The following is an 18,569-nucleotide window of genomic DNA, read 5'->3' on the forward strand; positions in this document are numbered from 1 at the left end:
GCTGGCTGGAGGAAAAACACACCATAGCGCCGCCCTGGCCCCATTGCCAGAGCCATCCAGCCATCAATTCATGGAGCCACAACGTGGCGCCGCCCTCCGCCGCGCCGTCCGTGTCAGGCCAGTGCCTTCACCAGCAGCACCGTGGTGAAACCGCTGTCCCATTCCTCGTCGGGATAGGTGTCGATCTCGGCATAGCCCTGCTTGCCGTAGAACGCGCGGCTCTGCATGTTGAAGGTATCGGTTTCCAGCCGCGCCTGGCCGAAACCGGCGCCGCGCATGCCGTCCTCGGCCAGCGCCAGCAGCGCCGCGCCCACGCCACGCCGCTGCATCGCCGGATGCACGTGCAGCGCCCAGATGAAGTTCTTTTCCCAGTCCACCATGCCCGCCACCCGGCCTTCGGCTTCGCACACGTAAAAGCGCGCGCCGCGTTCGGCGACATAGCGCGGGATCTTGCCGCTGTCCAGGAAATACCGATATTTCTCGGGCGTCATCTGCGGCCGCCAAGTGCCTTCGTAGGTCGCGGTCAATATCTCTTCCAGCGCCGCCGCATCGTCGGGGCGCGCCAGCCGGATCGTCAGGGTGTTCGGGGTTTGCGTCATGCGCGGCAGTGTAGCAACCGCGCCGCCCGTCATCGTCGGACGCGCTCGTAGGCCTGGTTCATGCGCTCGCGCGCCGCGGTCTCATGCGCGTAGGCGCGGTCGTATGTGGCCAGACAGGCCGACGTCGGATCGGGCCATTTGATGGCGGCGACGGCGGCGGTCAATTCGTCGCGCGCGCGCTGCCATTCCTTGACGGCGGCGTACCATTCCTTGGTCGTGTCCATAGCTCCCTCCCTATGTGCACACCCCGATCGTAGCCCCGCTGGCGCCGGCTGCGGTGATTCATTCAGCGACGCAAATGGATGAGTCCGATGCGTGGCGGGATGGCTGCATTTGGCCGAGCGCGGCGACACGGTAAAATTCGCGCATCCGGACCGTCCGTGCACGATGGCAACGCCGGACAGCCCCGCGAAATCGCGGCCGCGCGGCCGCGGCCCGCAGGGGCCATGCACGCCACCCACCCCGCCCGCGAACGATCGCGCGGCCCGATTCGATACCGGATAAAACGCCTCCCATGAGTGAACGCGGCGCCGCCGCCGCGGTCGTATGTCAGCCAGCCCGCCACGTGGCCGCCTTTCCCGGCCATCCGCGCTTGCCGCGTCCTCTCTCACGAAGCGATGAATATTGACGTCAACCCTCACTTACTCGCTGGCACGGCTAATGCTACTGTTCGGCCTGTGCAAGGAGTACAAGCAATGGATCAGAAAACCAAACCCTGGGCGTTCCCCAAACCCCACCCGGAAAACACCCCGCGGGGCGAACGGAACAAACAGGAATTCGACGCGCCCCCCGCGGGCAAGCCGTCCACCACGGCCAAGCCTCGCGCCAAGAAACCCGCGGCCACGGCCGGCGCGGCCAAATCGTGACACGCCCTTGACGTGACGCGCCCCCTTGATGTGACACACCCTTGACGCCGTCAGCATCCGCCATGCCCGCGCCCGCCATCGTCCCGCCCTGCCGCCGCCCCGGCGCGGGCATGCGCGGCCCCAAACGTCCGGCCGCGCCACGCATCGACGCGCGCGGCCCCCGCCCATCGTGAACCCGTTCATGAATCCGGCGCTGCGCGGCGCCGGCAAGATCACCGCCGTGTTCTTCAGTCCCGACGGCGAGCTCGCGGCGGTGGCCTCGGCCTTTCCGCTGTTGATCAATCCGCGCGCGCGCGCCGTCTATGGCGGCGCCACCCTGCGCTACCGTGTCGGCCTGTACCGCCGCGGCGAGGCCGCGCCGTTCGCCACCTTCGACGCGCTGCGCCTGCCGGTCAACGACGTCGCCTTCCATCCCACCCGGCCCGCGATTGCGATCGGCGCGGGCAGCTACGATGGCGGCTATCTGTTCGAAGGCGACCTCGTCATCTGGAACTGGGCCGACGGCCGCAGCCGCCGTCCCTGCCTGCATGTCCCGGAAGTGGTCCGTTGCCGCTACCTGGACGATGCCGGGCAGCTCGAAGCCTGGGTCCGTCCATGGGATGAATCCTGGGACGAGGACGACGACCGCGCCGCGCCGGCCGCGGATACGCTGCTGCGGATACGGATCGATGATTCCGACGCGGCCTGGCGCGCCGGCGAACCCGCCGCGCTCGACCTCGACGAAACCACCGCCATGGTCGACGCCACGCCGCCGGACGATGGCCTTGCGGTCACGCGCCTGGCCGACTGGTCCGGCCTGCCCGACCTGGGCCTGCGCGGCGCGATCTGGGACCTCGCCTGGCTCGACGCCGATACCCTCGGCGCCACCCACGACGCCTGCCTGCTGGACCGCTATGACCGCAACGGCGAGCTGCTGTCGCGCCACGAAGGCGGCGGCCGCGGCAGCGAAATCCTGCCCGCGGCGGCGGTCACGGTGCACGCGCTGGCGCCCCCCGATCCGGCCGACATTTTCCGGCGCGATTCCCGCCTGTACGTGCTGCGCGACGGGCAACTGGCGGCGGCGCGCGACTACGCCGGCGGCGCATACACATTCTCGGTCGACGCCGATGGCCGCCTGCTGGGCCGCCAAGACCGCGTCGGCAGTCGCGCGCGCGGCGCCGCCGACATCCTGCTGGATCCGGCGCTGGCCCGCGAACAGCGGCTGGACGTCGGCCATTACGATTGCTTCAACCACTACATCGGCATCAACGGCGCCCCCTGCCTGTTCGCGCTGCAAGGCACCCCGCCCGGCTCGCACGAGGGCAAGTACCTGTGCATCGTCCACCCTGACGGCCGCATCGAACGGCTCTGGCCCGTGCTCAAGCCCGATCGCACGCCGGCCAGCCATGCCATGGAATGCCGCGGCGCCTACGTCGACGACGCCCTCGGCGCGGGCGTCGTCATCGCCGGCAAGCACTATTCGCCCACGGTCGACGGCGCCTACCGCGGCTTCATCTACCGCAAGAGCCTGGCGCGCGGCCAGGAACGCTGGCGCCATGCCACGCCGGCGTCGGCCAGCGCCATCGTGCTGGCCGACGGCCTGGTGACGGCGGCCTTCCTCGACGGCAGCCTGATGCTGATCGACGCCCGCACCGGCGACCTGCGCCTGTCGGCCAAGGTCCGCCTGGACGGCATCGCCACGGTGATCTACGCCATGGCGGCGCGCGACGGCATCCTCGCGATCGGCACGCTGGACGGCCGCATCGCGCTGGCCAGGCTGGCCGACCTGCCCGCCAGGACCGGCGCGGACGGCAACCTCGATCTGGCATGATGGGCCTGTCGCCGGCCTTCGGGCCGGCCCCGTTCCATTCCCTTCGTCACGCCGAGCCATGCACTACACCCAAGACCCGAACACCCCGCCCGCCGCCACCATCAGCTTCGACGACTTCATGCAAGTCGACATCCGTGTCGGCACCATCGTCGCCGCCGACGCGTTTCCCGAAGCGCGCAAGCCGGCCTATAAATTGACCATCGACTTCGGCGCCGGCGTCGGCGTGCGGAAAAGCTCGGCGCAGATCACCGGCCGCTACACGCTGGACCAGCTGCCCGGCAAACGGGTGCTGGGCGTCGTCAACTTCCCGCCGCGCCAGGTCGGTCCGGTGCGCTCCGAAGTCCTGGTGCTGGGCCTGGCCGACGACGCCGGCGACACCGTGCTGGTGACGCCCGAGCTCGATGTCCCCAATGGCGCCCGGCTCACCTGACCGCACCCGCACAAGCTCCCGCTCTCCGAAGCCCTGCCTGCCGGCCTGATCGCGGCAAATGCCCGCCGAGGGTCGCGTGAATGTCGGACATATTGACCCTGTCCGCGCCTGCCCTTCACGCTATTCTCAAAGGCTTACGGCGGCCGATTCGCATAAATTTTCCCTGGCCGGCCACATCGTCGCGCCGCGGTTCCGGCCGCGCGCCGACTCTCGGGATGAAGCGAATAGGTAACAGCACAATGGCGGTGAAGCACTACCGCGATCTCAACGTCCACGATGCCGCCAAGGCGCGCCTGCGGCTGGTGTTCCAGCACTTCGAACGCGTGTGCGTGGCCTTCTCCGGCGGCAAGGACAGTTCCGTCACGCTGCATCTGGCGCTGGAGGTCGCCCGCGAAATGAAGCGCGGCCCGGTGCATGCCGTGTTCATCGACCTCGAAGGGCAATACCAGGCCACCATCGCGCACGTCACCGAAATGTTCGACCGGCCCGACGTCCAGCCGTGGTGGGTCTGCCTGCCGATCAACCTGCGCAACGCGTCCAGCCTGCGCGAACCCTACTGGTGCGCCTGGGAACCGGGCCGCGAGGCCGACTGGATCCGCCCCCTGCCGAGCCATCCCTCGGTCATCAGCGACCCCGCCCGATTCCCGTTCTATCGCCACCGCATGGAGTTCGAGGAATTCGTGCCCGAATTCAACCGTTGGCTGGCGCGCGACGCGTCCACCGCGTTCCTGGTCGGCATCCGTTCCGACGAATCGCTCAACCGCTACCTCGCGGTCAAGCGCCGCACCAAGAAATGCGCCTGGACGCCCCCCGGCGCGCACAAACCGCTGCCCTGGAGCACCAGCGACAAATCCGGCGACGGCGGCGTCACCTTCTTTCCGATCTACGACTGGAAATTCGAAGACCTGTGGCGCTACACCGGCGAGCACGGCCACGCCTACAACCGCCTTTACGACCAGATGCTGCGGGCGGGCGTGGCGTTTTCACAGATGCGCATCTGCCAACCCTACGGCGACGATCAACGCAAGGGCCTGGACCTGTTCCACAAGCTCGAACCCGACACCTGGTTCCGCACGGTCAAGCGCGTCGAAGGCGCCAACTACGCGGCCCGCTACTGCCGCCAGCGCTTTCTCGGCTACCGCGGCGGCCTGGGCCTGCCCCCCACCTTCAGCACCTGGCGCCAATACTGCCAGTTCCTGCTCGACAGCATGCCGGCCGCGTTGCGCCAGGTCTACGCGCGGCGCATCGATGTCTTCATTCAGTGGTGGGAGCAACGCGGCCATCCCCTTTCGATGTGGCCGGACGCGGGCGTTCCCGATCTCGAGAACCGCAAGGCGCAACCGTCATGGCGGCGCATCGGCCTGTCGCTGCTCAAGCAGGACATGGCGCGCTCCCTGTCGTTCGGCCCCGCCCGGCGCGATATCGACACCCTGCTTCCCGCCAAGCCCCGCGCCGTCCCATGACCCATCCCCTGAAGCACTACGCATTCGAACAACTGCGCTCGTACGACGACGAGCCGGCCTTCTTCGCCCTGATGGGCCGCTTCTTCGCCAGCGCCAACGTCAGGCGCGACTGCGGCGGCTACCCCCTCAGCGACGGCCCGCGCTATCTCTGGTTCATCGTCCGAAGACACGCCAGCAAGCGCGTGCTGGGTTTCATCAGCATCGAACTCCTGAGCGGCGAGGTCCGCATCCGCGACGGCTACGTGCGCCCCGAGGCGCGCCAGCTCGGCCTGTTCCGGGCGCTGCGGCAGCGGGTGCTGGAGTACATCGACGCGCTGAACCAGCCATGCGTGTTGCGCGTGCCATGGGACTGCGCAGCGCGCCTGCAGCCTTACGGCTTCCAGGTCCATCTCACCCGTGGCAACTGGGCCACCTTGAAAAGGAACACGCATGCCACACGCAGCGGACCTGACGAGCCGGGCCCGGCTCCTGTTCAACGAACTGCGGAGCCTGCCGCTGCGCGAGCGGATCGAAGCCATCAACCAGATCCGCCAATGCCTGCATGAGCACAGCCCCTTTGCCGCCGAGCCGGTCGATTGCGTGCTGTGGGTGCCCGGCGAACGGGTCCAGGCCAACGACTACAACCCCAACACCGTTGCGCCACCGGAGATGCGCTTGCTGGAGTTGTCGATCGACGCCGACGGCTACACCCAGCCCATCGTGGCGCATCCGGACGGGCAGGATGGCTACGTGGTGGTCGACGGTTTCCACCGCCAGCGGGTCGGCAAGAAGAAGGGGCCCATCCGGCAGCGGCTGCATGGCTACCTGCCCGTCGTCGCCATCCGGCCCGGGCGCGATGCCACGGCCGACCGCATCGCCGCGACCATCCGCCACAACCGCGCCCGCGGCGTGCATGGCGTCATGCCCATGACCGACATCGTCGTGCGGCTGGTCAGGGCGGGCTGGAACGATGCCGACATCGCCCGCCAGCTCGGCATGGACCCCGACGAGATCCTGCGCTTCAAGCAGGTGTCCGGCCTGCCTGAGATGTTCCTTGATCATCACTATTCCAGGTCATGGGAATAGCATGGACGGGATTGACCAGGGGCAGGCTGAGGCGGCCGCACAAGCCGCCACCGACGGCCGGCGTCAATTCCAGCATGCCGCCGTGGCGCGCCGCGATGGTCGCCACGATCGACAGCCCCAGGCCGGCGCCCTCGACCTGGCGATGACCGCGCCAGAACGGCGCGGCCGCCTGCGCGCACTGCGCCGGCGTCAGGCCGGGACCGTGGTCGCGCACCGTCACCACCAGCCAATCCGAGACGATGCCGGCGTCGACCTCCACCGGTTTGTCGTCGGGCGAATACTTGAGCGCGTTGTCCACCAGGTTGCGCACGGCGCAATCCAGCAGGGTATCGGGCAGCGCCACCCAGGGCTGGCCGGCGGGCATGCGCCAGCGCACCCGCGCGGGCTTGCGGCCGGCCACCCGCGCCAGCACCGCCAGCGCGTCGCAGGCCGGAACGCCGGCCGCCTCGTCGCCATCGGCGCGCGCCAGCGCCAATAGCTGTTCGATCAGGCGCTCCAGGCGCTCGGTGCCCTGCAGCGCATGCGCAATGGCCTGGCGGCTGGCGGCATCATGGGGCGCCTGCGGCAACCGTTGCAGCACCTGCAGATGCGCCTTGATGGCGGTGACCGGGGCGCGCATTTCGTGCGCCGCATGATCCGAGAAATGCCGCTCGCGCCGCAGCATTTCCTCCATGCGCCGCGACAGCCGCGCCAGCGTCTGGGGAAATGACGGGCGGTCGACCCCGAACCAGAGCAGCGCCATGGCCAGCAGCAGCCCGGCCACGCTGGGCAGCAGCGCCGTCCAGGCGATCTGCCGATGCAGCGCGGCACGGATGTCGCCGCGACCGGCGGTGACCACGCGCAGGTCGTCGGTCTCGAAGGCATAAGTGCGCCAGTCGGCGCCGGCCCGCATGAGCGAACCGTAGCCGAGCGGCGCGGCGGCAAGCGCCTGTCCGTCCGGCGCGCACGCCTGCGCCGCGTCGTCATCCGGCGCGGCCGCGCAGCGGGCGTCGCCCGCCGGCGGGCCGACGATCGCCAGCATGTCGCCGCCATCCGCCGTGGCCGGACGCGACGGCTGCGTCACCAGCCGCGCCACCATGGCCGCCGACGCCGCCAGCCGCGAGTCCAGCGCCGCGTCCAGCTCGGCGCTGGCAAGTTCGAACATCCACAGCGTCACCGCGCCGCCGACCACCAGCCAGACGGCGCCCAGGATCAGCATCAGGCGAACGCGCAGGCTCATGGCGGCGGCATCCCCAGCCGATAGCCCCAGCCGCGCACGGTCTCGATCAGCCCGGCGCCGAGCTTGCGGCGCAGCTTGTGGATATGCACGTTGACGGCGTTGCTCTCGACCCGGTCGTCAAAGCCATACAGGCTGTCGCGCAACTGGTCCATGGTGAGGATCTGCCCGGGATGCTGCAACAGCGTCTTGAGCAAGGCCAGTTCGCGCCGCTGCAGCGTGACGCGGGCGCCGTCCAGCAGGACTTCGCCGCGCGACAGGTACAACGTGAGGCGGCCGTGGTCGATGCGATCGGCGCTATGGCCGGCCGCGCGCCGTATCAGCGCCTGCAACCGCGCGGCCAGTTCATCCAGGTCGAACGGCTTGAGGACGTAGTCGTCGGCGCCGGCGCGCAACGCCGCGACGCGCTGCGCAATTGCCGACCGGGCGGTCAGCACCAGCACCGGCAGGTCCTGGCGCCGCGCGCGCCACTTCGCCAGCAGCGTCACGCCGTCGCCATCGGGCAGGCAGAGATCCAGCACACAGGCGCTGGCGTGGGACGTTCCCACCGCCAGGTCGGCCTGCCGCAGGCTCCCGACCGCATCGACCACGAAACCTTGCAGCCCCAGCCCGGCTTGAATCGCCGACGCGATGGAAGCGTCATCCTCGACCAACAAAATGCGCATCGCAGTATCCCAGTCCCGGCACGTTATACTTATTAGAAGTAATAAGTTAATTTCCAAAAGTAATTAATGATGATGACCGCGACCCTGTTGGGACTATGCATCGGCGTCTCCCTTGGCCTGACGGGCGCGGGCGGCGGCATCCTGGCCGTGCCCGCGCTGATGTTCGGCCTGGGCCTGACGCTGACGCAGGCGGCGCCGGTGGCGCTGATCGCGGTGGGCATCGCTTCGGCGGTCGGCGCCCTGCAGGGTTTGATGCGGGGCCTGGTGCGCTACAAGGCCGCCATGCTGATGGCCGCGGTGGGCGCGCTGACCGCCCCCCTGGGATTGTCGCTGGCGCGCCAGGTGCCGGCACAGTGGCTTAGTCTGACTTTTGCGGGCGTGATGCTGCTGGTGGCAGTGCGCATGGTGCAGCAATCGCGACGCCGCGCGCCACTACCGGGCGCCCCCGACGCGCCGCCCAAGGCCTGCCGCCTGTCGCCCGAGACCGGCCGCTTCGTCTGGAATCGCCTGACCGCCGCCACGCTGGGCGGCATCGGCGCCGTGTCCGGGCTGTGCACCGGCATGCTGGGCGTGGGCGGCGGCTTCATCATCGTGCCGGCGCTGACGCACTTCAGCGATGCGCGCATGATCAGCATCGTCTCGACCTCGCTCATGGTCATCGCGCTGGTGTCGGCCGCCACGGTCAGCTCCGCGCTGCTGCATGGCCTGACGCTGTCGGCCGCGCAATGGGCCTTCGTGGCCGCGGCCATCGCCGGCATGGCGGGCGGGCGCGCGCTGGCGCCGCGCGTGCCGCAGGCCGTGCTGCAACGCGTGTTCGCCGCGGTGTGCGTGGTGGTGGCGGGCGTGCTGGCCTGGCGCGCCTGAGCGGGTTCGCTTCCAACTTCGCGCAGGCCTTATCGCGCCACGCCGTGCCTATCGCAGGCACGATAGTCACTGGCTTCGTCTCTGATTCGTGTTAACGCTCAGATAATGCACGCCATGCAAGATGGCCTGCATGACGAAAACCTCTCATATCCATCCGCATGCCTGGCGGGTCCTGATTGGCTCGCCACCGGCCTCGCCGGCGAACCCGGCCGCACCGCCGTCCCGCCCAACCCTTGCGCCAACAGCCGGCGCCATCGCTTTCACGGCCGCGCGCGCCGCCTTGCGCTTTCGTGATCGCGGCACGGTCCAGCGCGTTGCGCATTGCTGACATCCATGGCCCGCATTTCCCCGCGGACGCTATAGATCCCGCCATGGATGCGTGGAAAAAAGCACCGCATCCAACTCCATAATTTTTCCGCCCGGTTTCTTCGATTTCTTCAACCACTGCGCGGCATTCAGCGCAGGCAATCCCCCACGGATATCACATAAGGACTATCCATGTTTAAGAAGACGCTCCTCGCCACCGCGGCCACCGCCGCCCTGCTCGGCCCGGTGGCGGCATTTGCCGCCGGTGATATGGGCCAAGGCACTATCACCTTCACCGGTTCGGTCACCGAGGCGCCGTGCTCCATCTCGGCCGCAGACTCCAACCTGGCCATCGACCTGGGTCAGATTTCCAAGAAGGTCCTGAGCGGCACCGGTAAGTTCGGCACGCCGGTGCCGGTGGAGATCCACCTGGCGGGCTGCAACTTCGAGGAAGACGCCACGACGAAGGCCTTGAAGCTGTCGAAGGTCAACGTCACGTTCCCCGGCCAGACGTCGACGACCGGCATGATCCCGAATACCGGTGACGCCACCGGCGTCGCCATCCAGATGATGAACGCCGACAACACGACGGCAGTCAATTTCGCGACGGGAAGCGCCGGAACGCAGATGCACCAGGGCAACGGCAACATGCTGAGCCTGTTCGCCCGCATCGCCAATACCGGCGCAACCGCCGCCACGGCCGGCTCGGTCGCGGCCAAGGTGACCTACATGCTTGACTACAAGTAGACGGCAGCCCCCCTGCCGTTACGCGCGCCCGAACCCCGCCGCTCCGGCGCCAGGGTTCGGCGGGCGCGCGAGCATTACCTCACCTAGGCGGCCGCCCAGCGCCGCCGCATCGACGCCGAAGCAGTCCGGCAACCCTTCAGGCCGGTGATTCGGCAACAGACATCATGACCCTGGCCCGTTTGGCATTCCTCGTGGCGATCAGTACTTTTGTGTGCACGGCACAGGCGACGGAATTCAGCACGGGCTTTCTCAATACCAAAGACAAGAACAACATCGACCTGTCGACCTTCAGCCGCGACGGCTACATCGCGCCCGGCAGCTACCTGCTCGACATCTACCTGGACCAGCGGCTGATCCAGGGCCAGACACTGGTCAAGGCCGTGCCGGTGATCGGCGATGGCACCGTATTCTGTGTCACCCCCGGAATGGTCGACATGCTGAGCCTGAAAGACGAATTCCGCGCGCGGCTGGCCCAGGTCAACACGGCCGAGGGCGGCCCCTGCATCGACCTGGACACGCCCGACAGCCGGGTCGTCTACAGCGCCGAACACCAGAGCCTGACCTTGACCGTGCCGCAGGCCTGGCTGCAATACCAGGACCCCGACTGGGTGCCGCCGGCCCGCTGGAGCAACGGCGTGAACGGCGTGGTCCTGGACTACAACGTGCTGGCCAACCGCTACATGCCGCGGCAGGGCGCGGGCTCGGCGAGCTACACGCTGTACGGCACCGGCGGCCTGAACCTGGGCGCATGGCGCCTGCGCAGCGACTACCAGTACAACCGCTACGACAGCGGCGGCCAATCCCAGGCGCGCTTCAGCCTGCCGCAGACCTATCTGTTCCGCGCCTTGCCGCAATGGCGCTCGAAACTGACGCTGGGCCAGACCTACCTGGCGTCCGCGATCTTCGACCCCTTCCGCTTCGCCGGCGTGACATTGGCCAGCGACGAACGCATGCTGCCGCCGTCGCTGCAGGGGTACGCGCCGCAGATCACCGGCATCGCCACCAGCAATGCCGAGGTGACGGTCAGCCAGAACGGTCGCCTGCTCTACCAGACGCGAGTATCGCCCGGGCCGTTCGTGCTGCCGGCGGTGAACCAGTACGTCAGCGGCAACCTGGACGTATCGCTGCGGGAAAGCGATGGCACCAAGCGCAGCTGGCAGGTCAGCACGGCCAGCGTGCCGTTCATGACGCGCAAGGGCAACCTGCGCTACCAGGTGTCCCTGGGACGCCCGCTGTTTGGCGGCCCCAGCGGCAACCACGTTGCCAAGCCGCGCTTCATGGCGGGCGAGGCCACCTGGGGCGCGTTCAACAACACCTCGCTGTACGGCGGCCTGATCGTCACCGACGACAACTACCAGGCACTGGCGCTGGGCGCCGGGCAGAACATGGGCGCGCTGGGCGCGCTGTCGGCCGACGTCACGCGCTCGGACGCGCGCCTGCCGTATTCGTCGGCGCCGCGACGCACGGGCTACAGCTATCGGGTCAACTACGCCAAGAGCTTCGACGACCTGGGCAGCACGCTGGCCTTCATGGGCTACCGGTTCTCGGGGCGGCACTTCCTGTCGATGCGGGAATTCATCGTCCGCTCGGCCCTGCACGGCGGCGACTTCCGCGACGAAAAGCAAAGCTATACCGTTTCCTACAGCCAGTACATCCAGCCGCTGGAACTGAGCGTCTCCCTGTCGCTGAGCCGGCTCAACTACTGGAACGACGCGGCGGCCAACAATCACTACATGCTGTCGTTCAACAAGAACGCCCGCTTCGGCCCGCTGCGCAACGTCAGCCTGTCGCTGTCGCTGGCGCGCACCCAGAGCGTCTACGGACCGACGCAGAACCAGGTCTACGCCAGCCTCAGCATCCCGCTGGGCGACAGCCGCCAGCTCAGCTACGGCTACCAGAACAGCGGCGGCGGCCGCATGCAGCAGAACGTCGGCTACACCGACTTCAGCAACCCCGACACCACCTGGAACCTGAGCGCCAGCGACGACCGCGACGCGCCCGACCGCCACCAGAGCGTGAGCGGCAATATCCAGAGCCGCACCCCCTACGGCCGCGCCGCGGGCGATTTCACCTTGCAGCCGGGCCAGTACCGCAGCGTCGGCCTGAACTGGTACGGCTCGCTGACGGCAACCGCCGAAGGCGCGGCCTTCGGCCCGCCTTCCTCGGGCAACGAACCGCGCATGATGATCGACACCGACGGCATCGCCGGCGTGCAGATCGAGAACGGCGACGGGGTCACCAACCGCTTCGGCATCGCAGTCGTGAACGGCGTATCGAGCTATCGCGAAAGCAACCTGGCGGTGGACGTCAATGCCCTGCCCGACGGCGTGGACGTGGCCGACGCGATGATCAGCCAGGTATTGACCGAGGGCGCCATCGGCTACACCCGTGTCGGTGCCCGCCATGGCGAACAGGTGCTGGGCCGCGTAGAGCTGGCCGACGGCGGCCACCCACCGCTTGGCGCGCTGGTGCTGTCGACCCGCAGCGGCAAGACCGCCGGCATGGTGGCCGACGGCGGACTGGTGTACCTGAACGTGGAACCGGATGACCGCGAGGCGCTGACCGTGACCTGGGGCGGAGCCCGCGAATGCCGCCTGGCGCTGCCGGCCGCGGCGGCCATCGACCAGGGGCCGCGGTCCTTGCCCTGCCACTGAACGACCCCGCAGGGCGCCACATCTTTTTGGGAAGAGCACACGTGAAACGCAAACATCTGAGAGGCCTGCTGCTGGGCGCCACGCTGGCATGGGGGCTTTGCGCCCAGGCCGCGGTCAACGTCGACCGCACCCGCATCATCATGGGCGGCAACCAGAAATCGGTGTCGGTCGTCCTGAGCAACGAAAGCCATGACACCCCCTACCTGGCGCAAGCCTGGATCGAGGACGCCGACGGCAAGACAATCAGCGACCTGGTGGCGCTGCCGCCGCTGCAGCGGATCGATGGCGGCAAGAAGGCCCAGGTGCGCATCATGCGCGCCAACGACGCCTTCACCGCACGCCTGCCACAGGACCGCGAGACCCTGTTCTATTTCAACGTGCGCGAGATTCCCCCGGAACCGCCCAAGACCGACGCCAACATCCTGCAGCTGACCACGCAAAGCCGGCTGAAGCTGCTGCTGCGCCCGGCGGCGCTCGGCAAGAGCGACGAAGTCAATCCGGAAAGGTCACTGCAGATCCAGGCACGCGGCAACAGCCTGACGCTGAAAAACCCCACGCCGTACTACGTCACGGTGATCTGGCTGGGACGCGATGTGAAGCAGCCGCTGCCAGGTTTCGACAACGCGCCGATGCTGGCGCCGTTCTCGGAACAGGAGGTCAAGGCGACGCTGCCGCCGGACGTCGGCGAGGTGGTGCTGGGCAATGTCGACGACTATGGCGGATTGCGCATGAACCGCTATCGCTGCGCGGCGGGGCAGTGCGTTTTCCAGGAACGCCTGCGCCAGTAGCGCGGGCGACACACCTGCCGGCAGAGGCCAGCGCGCCCGGCGGCCCCCCAGGCCGATCACGACCGGCGCGTCACCGGCGGCGCGTCCGCCTCCACCTTGAAACGCCGCACCTGCTGCGCCAGGTGGCCGGCCTGCTCGCGCATGCTGGCGGCCGCGGCGGCGGCCTGTTCCACCAGGGCGGCGTTCTGCTGCGTGACGCCGTCCATCTGCGCGATCGCCACGTTCACCTGGTCGATGCCGGTCGACTGCTCGGCCGAGGCGCTGGCGATTTCGCGCACCAGCGTTGCCGCGCGGCGCACGCTCTGGACCACGTCGCGCATGGTGCGCCCGGCCTCGTCGGCCTGGCGCGATCCATCCTCCACGCGGCTGACGGATTCGTTGATCAGGGCATTGATTTCCTTGGCGGCCAGCGCCGAGCGCTGCGCCAGGGTGCGGACCTCGCCCGCCACCACGGCGAAGCCGCGGCCCTGCTCGCCGGCCCGGGCCGCCTCGACCGCGGCGTTGAGCGCCAGGATGTTGGTCTGGAACGCGATGCCATCAATCACGTTGGTAATATCCGCGATGCGGCGCGAGCTGTCGGAAATCGTGCCCATGGTCTGCACCACGCCATCGACCACTTCGCCGCCGCGCGCCGCCACGGCCGAGGCCTGGCTGACCAGTTGCTCGGCCTGGCCGGCGTTGGCGGCGTTCTGGCGCACCGTGCCGGTGAGTTCCTCCATGGACGCCGCGGTTTGCTCGAGCGATGCGGCCTGTTCCTCCGTGCGCTGGGACAGGTCGGCGTTGCCCTGCGCGATCTGCGACGACGCCGCGGCGATTCCCTCGCTGCCGCCGCGCACCTCGCGCACGATACCGGTCAGGCTGGCGTTCATGGCCTTGAGCGCGGCCATCAGGTCGCCGGTCTCGTCGCGCGTGGCCACCTGGATGTCGCCGGTCAGGTCGCCGGCCGCCACCCGGCGCGCCGCGTTCACGGCCTGGCCCAGCGGCCCCACAATGCCGCGCGTCATCACGGCGCCCAGCAGGATGCCTAGCACCACCCCAGCCACCGACAGGAGGATCATGACGTCCCGCATGCGCTCGTACAGATCGGAGCCCTCGCGCACCGACTGCGCGGTGGAGGCCTCTTTTTGCAGGGCCAGCTTGCTCATGACGCGGTCCAGTTGCTCGGACGACGCGATCACGTGTCGCTCGATCTCGGCCGCGCGCGGGTCTTTCTGCACCGGCGGCAGCGCGGCGGCGGCGGTGAAGAAGGCGTCGGCGTCGCGTTTCCACGTCTCTTCCATTTCCTTGAAGCGGTCCAGCATCTGGCGCCCCTCGTCCGTCTGGTAGTAGGCCTGCGCGCGGTCACGCAGCTTGTCCATGTTGCGCACGGCGTTGTCGAACTGCGCGCGCACGGCCTGGCGTTCGCGTTCGCTGGAGGCGGCCAGGTAGCTGTTGCGGGCGCGGCCCGCATAGATGAAATGGATGTTGGCTTCCTTCATGTCGGACAGGCCGCGCAGCTCGACTTCGTAAAGCCGCGTGTTCATGTCGTTGATGCTGGCCAGCCCCCAGACGCCAACGGCGCCAATGGCCCCGCCGATCATCGCCACGATCAAGAAAGCGCCCGAGAGCCGGGCGCGGATGCGCAATCCAGTAAATAGCCGAAACATGCTTGCTTCCTATGCGGCCCCGGCCGGATGGCGCGATGGCGCCTGTTGTTGTCGCGGGGCCTGATTGATCCGGACGGGCATGGTAGGGCGATGAGGGGATGAGGGAAAACCCCAGGAATAGCGGGTTTTGCTCACTGTTCACGACGCTGGTTCAAGCAATGGCTTAAGCCCGGCATAAATCCCGCTAATAGGCCAGCGGTTCCTGGCGGAAGGGGTGGATGTCCGGCAGTCCGAGAACACGCTCGCGCGGTGCCCTTGTGGCCTCGGCTAATGCGGGGTTAATGCGCGCCGCCAAACATGGCGTGTCGCAAAAACCAAACTTGGCTTGACGGCGACGCCCCCCTTTCAAGCGCCCCTTGCCCGGGGCCAGCACAAATACGGAAACCGCCGCATCATGCGCACACATCGATCCCTGCCGATCGCATCCAGACTCGCCCTGTCCATCCTGACCCTGTCCATCCTGGCGGCTTGCGGAGGCGGCGGGGGAAGCCATGGAGACACGGGGGGCAGCCTGCCTGGCACGGGAAGTGGCGGCGGTGGCGGTCCTGGCGGCGCCGGGACGGTCGCGCCTCCGGTCCAGTCCGCCGATCCCGTCACGCCGCCTGATCCGGCCAAACCGGCCGATCCCGTCACGCCTCCCGGCCCCGTCAAGCCCGCCGATCCCGTCACGCCCCCCGACCCCGCCAAACCGGCCGATCCCGTCACCCCCCCCGATCCCGCCACACCGGCCGATCCCGTCGCGCCCCCCGATCCGCCCCAGCCAGCCCCTGTCGTCTCCATCAGCGACACCGGCATCCCCGGCTGGCGGCCGACTTCGCCCATGCCCGCCCCGCCCGACGCGGCGGCCTTCGAGGGCACAGGCGTCAACGTCGGCGTGATCGACAACGGCTTCGACGCCGATCCGGCCACGGACCACCACAAGCTCTCGGTTGCGGGCGCGCTGCGCGAGGTCCTCGCCGCCGATGCCGCCGAGCCCGTCGACAAGGACGGCAAGATCGCCACCCATGGCGCCATCGTCAGCCGCATCATTGGCGGCAAGGTCGTGGCCGGCGACGACTTCGGCAAGGGCGTGGCCACGGGCGTCAACCTGTACCAGGCAAACCAGCGGGCCACCTTCTCGAACCTGAGCCTGCGCGGCGTGCTGTCAGCCCTGAACGCGCGCGGGGTCAAGATCGTCAACAATTCCTGGTCCTTCGTTCCCGGCCCCGAGTACGCCCTGCCCGACGGCGACGAAACCAAGCCCGATTCGCCGACGGTCAAGGCCTTCTTCCCTGCGCTCGACGAAGCCGTGAACAGCAACGGCCAGCTGCTGGTCTGGGCCAACGGCAACGAATCGCAACCCAATCCCTATCTGCTGGCCGCCGCGCCTCGTGTCGTGCCGACGCTGGAACGCGGCTGGCTGACGGTCACGCAGGTGCTGGCCGACGGCGATCTCGCGCCCTGGTCCAACGCCTGCGGTATCGCCGCGAAGTGGTGCCTCAGCGCGCGGTCGCCGGACGACGACAAATTGACGGGCACCTCGTTTGCCGCGCCCGTGGTCGCCGCCACGGCGGCGCTGGTATCGCAAGCCTATCCCTGGATGGACAACAGCGCATTGCGCCAGACCCTGCTGTCGACCGCCGACGACCTGGGCGATCGTACCCGCTTCGGCTGGGGCCGGTTGAACATGGCGCGCGCGGTGCGCGGCCCCGCCCTGTTCGACACGCGCCTGACGCTGGGCGGGGATTTCGTGGCGGACTTCGACGGCATGCGCTCGGAGTTCTTCAACGACATCGGCGGCGACGCCGGCCTGACCAAGGCAGGCACGGGCGCCCTGGTCCTGTGGGGCCAGAACCGCTATACCGGCACCACGACCATCACCCGCGGCACGGTCGAACTGTACGGCAGCGTGGCCGGGGACATCTCGATCCAGGCCGATGGCGTCCTGAGCGCCGACGGCGGCGTGGCGGGACGCTCGGTGCACAACCGCGGCACGCTGGTGGCCAAGGGCAACGGCCTGCACATCCAGGGCAGCTACTTCGCGTTTCGCCCCGAGGCCAGGTTGACGACCCAGCTTGGCACGACCCTGACGGTCGATGGCCTGGCCTCGCTGGGCAACTCCACGCTGGAGGTCACCAAGCCCGACGACGCCTATGTGGTCAAGTCGCGCGAGACGGTTCTCAAGGCCTTCGCGGTGGTCGGCCGCTTCGGCACGGTCAGCGCCGGACCGAGCCTGCTGTACACGGTCAGCCCCGACTACTCGACCGCCGACCAGATCGACCTGGACGTGGCGCGCAGCAACGTCGCTACCGTGGCGAATGACTTGTACGGCGGCCAGGCCGGCAGGCTGGGCGCCGCGCAGGCGATCGAGACCGCCTTCGAGGCGGCCGACGCCAAGGTCCTGGGCGCGGACAGCAACGTCAGCGACGCCTTCATCCAGCGCGCGGCGCGGCTGCAGAGCGTCGACAGCGCCGCGCAACTGGCGGCGGCGCTCGACAGCGTCAGCGGGCAGATCCATGCCTCGTCGCAGGCGCTCGGCTTCCAGCAGTCACAGGCCGTGAACCGCGCGCTGTCGAACCGCGTCGACCAGCTGGCGCTCGCGGGCGCGCGCAGCGGCGTGTGGATGCAGATGATGGGCGGCGCCGGCAAGTTGAAGCAGTCCGGTTTCGCCGGCGCCGATACGCGCCTGTATGGCGGCCAGCTGGGCGTTGACCATCGCGTCACGGACGACGGCATTCTCGGTCTTTCCCTGACGTGGTCCGACGCCAAGGCCGATTTCGACCATTATGGCGGCCAGTCCAGGAGCCAGGGAACCGGGCTGTCGCTGTATGGCCGCTACGGGGCCGAGACCGGCCCGTACGTGTCGGCGCGCGCCGGCCACGAATGGCGCCATGCGGACGTCAAGCGCGACATCCTGGCCGGCGGCGCCGAACGCGTCGACAGCGGCCGCAACGACCGCGTCACCGCCCTTTACGCCGAGATCGGCCACGCCTTCGCGTTCGACAGCGGCCGCGTGACGCCTTTCGTCGGCGTGTCCTACGACCATCTGGCGCGCGGCGCGATCGACGAAGATGGCAGCGCCTTCGCCCTGCAGGCTCGAAAGAAATCCTACGACCAGGGGGCCGGCCAGTTGGGCCTGCGATTGCAGTCCTCGCCGCTCGACTGGGCCGGGGGCAGCACCACCCTTAGCGCCTATGGCGCGTATCGCTACGGCAACCCGACGCGCCTGGACTTCACGGCCGCCTTCGCCGGCGCTCCGGACGCGAGCTTCGAGGTCCAGGGCATCGGCCTGCCGCGCCATACCGGCTGGCTGGGCCTGGGCGCCAGCTCGCAGCTGGCGGACGACGTCTCGTGGTACGCCAGCTACGACGCGCAGTTCGGCCCCGGAGGGCTGACCAACAATGTGTTCGCGGCGGGGCTGCGGTACCGCTTCCCGTGACGGCCCGCGGGCCTCATGCGAAATGGGGCTCG

16 protein-coding genes are annotated in these 18,569 nt (G+C 68.7%); 11 read left to right on the forward strand and 5 right to left on the reverse strand.

Features of this window, described 5'->3' with window-relative positions; all coding sequences use genetic code 11:
- Positions 1–113 precede the first annotated feature (113 nt).
- Together ACVN9Z_RS28705 and ACVN9Z_RS28710 are read right to left on the reverse strand one after the other, a co-directional pair.
- A complete protein-coding gene (locus ACVN9Z_RS28705; RefSeq protein WP_458212935.1) occupies positions 114–599 on the reverse strand; it encodes an N-acetyltransferase family protein in 486 nt (161 codons plus the stop codon).
- Between the two features lie 29 nt (positions 600–628).
- Complete coding sequence (locus ACVN9Z_RS28710; protein WP_006386486.1) at positions 629–823, reverse strand: hypothetical protein; 195 nt, start codon at positions 821–823, stop codon at positions 629–631.
- A gap of 471 nt (positions 824–1,294) precedes the next feature.
- Here ACVN9Z_RS28710 and ACVN9Z_RS28715 point away from each other — a divergent pair, with 471 nt between their 5' ends.
- From ACVN9Z_RS28715 to ACVN9Z_RS28740, 6 genes are all read left to right on the forward strand, one after another.
- Positions 1,295–1,465: a hypothetical protein gene (locus tag ACVN9Z_RS28715; protein WP_162838314.1), complete on the forward strand. Its 171-nt coding sequence runs from the start codon at positions 1,295–1,297 to the stop codon at positions 1,463–1,465.
- A 181-nt stretch (positions 1,466–1,646) separates the two neighbouring features.
- Entirely contained in the window at positions 1,647–3,275 is a 1,629-nt protein-coding gene (locus tag ACVN9Z_RS28720) for a PQQ-binding-like beta-propeller repeat protein (RefSeq protein ID WP_024069891.1), read from the forward strand.
- A 58-nt stretch (positions 3,276–3,333) separates the two neighbouring features.
- The gene (locus ACVN9Z_RS28725; protein WP_006386483.1) at positions 3,334–3,705 is read left to right on the forward strand and encodes a tRNA-binding protein; all 372 of its coding nucleotides are present in this window, start codon (positions 3,334–3,336) and stop codon (positions 3,703–3,705) included.
- A gap of 239 nt (positions 3,706–3,944) precedes the next feature.
- Positions 3,945–5,168: a phosphoadenosine phosphosulfate reductase gene (locus tag ACVN9Z_RS28730; RefSeq protein WP_054446964.1), complete on the forward strand. Its 1,224-nt coding sequence runs from the start codon at positions 3,945–3,947 to the stop codon at positions 5,166–5,168.
- Positions 5,165–5,713 carry an N-acetyltransferase gene (locus ACVN9Z_RS28735; protein WP_076472562.1) on the forward strand — a complete coding sequence of 183 codons (549 nt, stop codon included), beginning with the start codon at positions 5,165–5,167 and terminating at the stop codon, positions 5,711–5,713. Before ACVN9Z_RS28730 ends, ACVN9Z_RS28735 begins: the two co-directional genes overlap by 4 nt.
- The gene (locus tag ACVN9Z_RS28740; protein ID WP_054499743.1) at positions 5,598–6,233 is read left to right on the forward strand and encodes an IbrB-like domain-containing protein; all 636 of its coding nucleotides are present in this window, start codon (positions 5,598–5,600) and stop codon (positions 6,231–6,233) included. The genes ACVN9Z_RS28735 and ACVN9Z_RS28740 overlap by 116 nt, the downstream gene beginning before the upstream one ends.
- Here the strand turns inward: ACVN9Z_RS28740 and ACVN9Z_RS28745 are convergent.
- Positions 6,169–7,452: a sensor histidine kinase gene (locus tag ACVN9Z_RS28745; RefSeq protein ID WP_054448801.1), complete on the reverse strand. Its 1,284-nt coding sequence runs from the start codon at positions 7,450–7,452 to the stop codon at positions 6,169–6,171. The genes ACVN9Z_RS28740 and ACVN9Z_RS28745 overlap by 65 nt on opposite strands.
- Positions 7,449–8,114: a response regulator gene (locus ACVN9Z_RS28750; protein ID WP_049053239.1), complete on the reverse strand. Its 666-nt coding sequence runs from the start codon at positions 8,112–8,114 to the stop codon at positions 7,449–7,451. The genes ACVN9Z_RS28745 and ACVN9Z_RS28750 overlap by 4 nt, the downstream gene beginning before the upstream one ends.
- 66 nt (positions 8,115–8,180) lie before the next feature.
- Here ACVN9Z_RS28750 and ACVN9Z_RS28755 point away from each other — a divergent pair, with 66 nt between their 5' ends.
- The 4 genes from ACVN9Z_RS28755 (at position 8,181) to ACVN9Z_RS28770 (ending at position 13,473) form a co-directional block, all read left to right on the forward strand.
- The gene (locus ACVN9Z_RS28755; protein ID WP_006386478.1) at positions 8,181–8,978 is read left to right on the forward strand and encodes a sulfite exporter TauE/SafE family protein; all 798 of its coding nucleotides are present in this window, start codon (positions 8,181–8,183) and stop codon (positions 8,976–8,978) included.
- Between the two features lie 498 nt (positions 8,979–9,476).
- Entirely contained in the window at positions 9,477–10,031 is a 555-nt protein-coding gene (locus ACVN9Z_RS28760; RefSeq protein ID WP_024069896.1) for a fimbrial protein, read from the forward strand.
- A gap of 164 nt (positions 10,032–10,195) precedes the next feature.
- Positions 10,196–12,685, forward strand: a complete 2,490-nt coding sequence (locus ACVN9Z_RS28765) for a fimbria/pilus outer membrane usher protein (protein ID WP_458212936.1) — start codon at positions 10,196–10,198, stop codon at positions 12,683–12,685.
- Between the two features lie 41 nt (positions 12,686–12,726).
- Entirely contained in the window at positions 12,727–13,473 is a 747-nt protein-coding gene (locus tag ACVN9Z_RS28770) for a fimbria/pilus periplasmic chaperone (RefSeq protein ID WP_053497639.1), read from the forward strand.
- Positions 13,474–13,529: 56 nt separating this feature from the next.
- Here the strand turns inward: ACVN9Z_RS28770 and ACVN9Z_RS28775 are convergent, their stop codons facing one another.
- Positions 13,530–15,119 carry a methyl-accepting chemotaxis protein gene (locus tag ACVN9Z_RS28775; protein WP_458212937.1) on the reverse strand — a complete coding sequence of 530 codons (1,590 nt, stop codon included), beginning with the start codon at positions 15,117–15,119 and terminating at the stop codon, positions 13,530–13,532.
- Positions 15,120–15,513: 394 nt separating this feature from the next.
- Here ACVN9Z_RS28775 and ACVN9Z_RS28780 point away from each other — a divergent pair, with 394 nt between their 5' ends.
- Complete coding sequence (locus ACVN9Z_RS28780) at positions 15,514–18,537, forward strand: autotransporter domain-containing protein (protein WP_458212938.1); 3,024 nt, start codon at positions 15,514–15,516, stop codon at positions 18,535–18,537.
- Positions 18,538–18,569: the final 32 nt, after the last annotated feature.

Source organism: Achromobacter sp. KK8, from assembly GCF_054188005.1.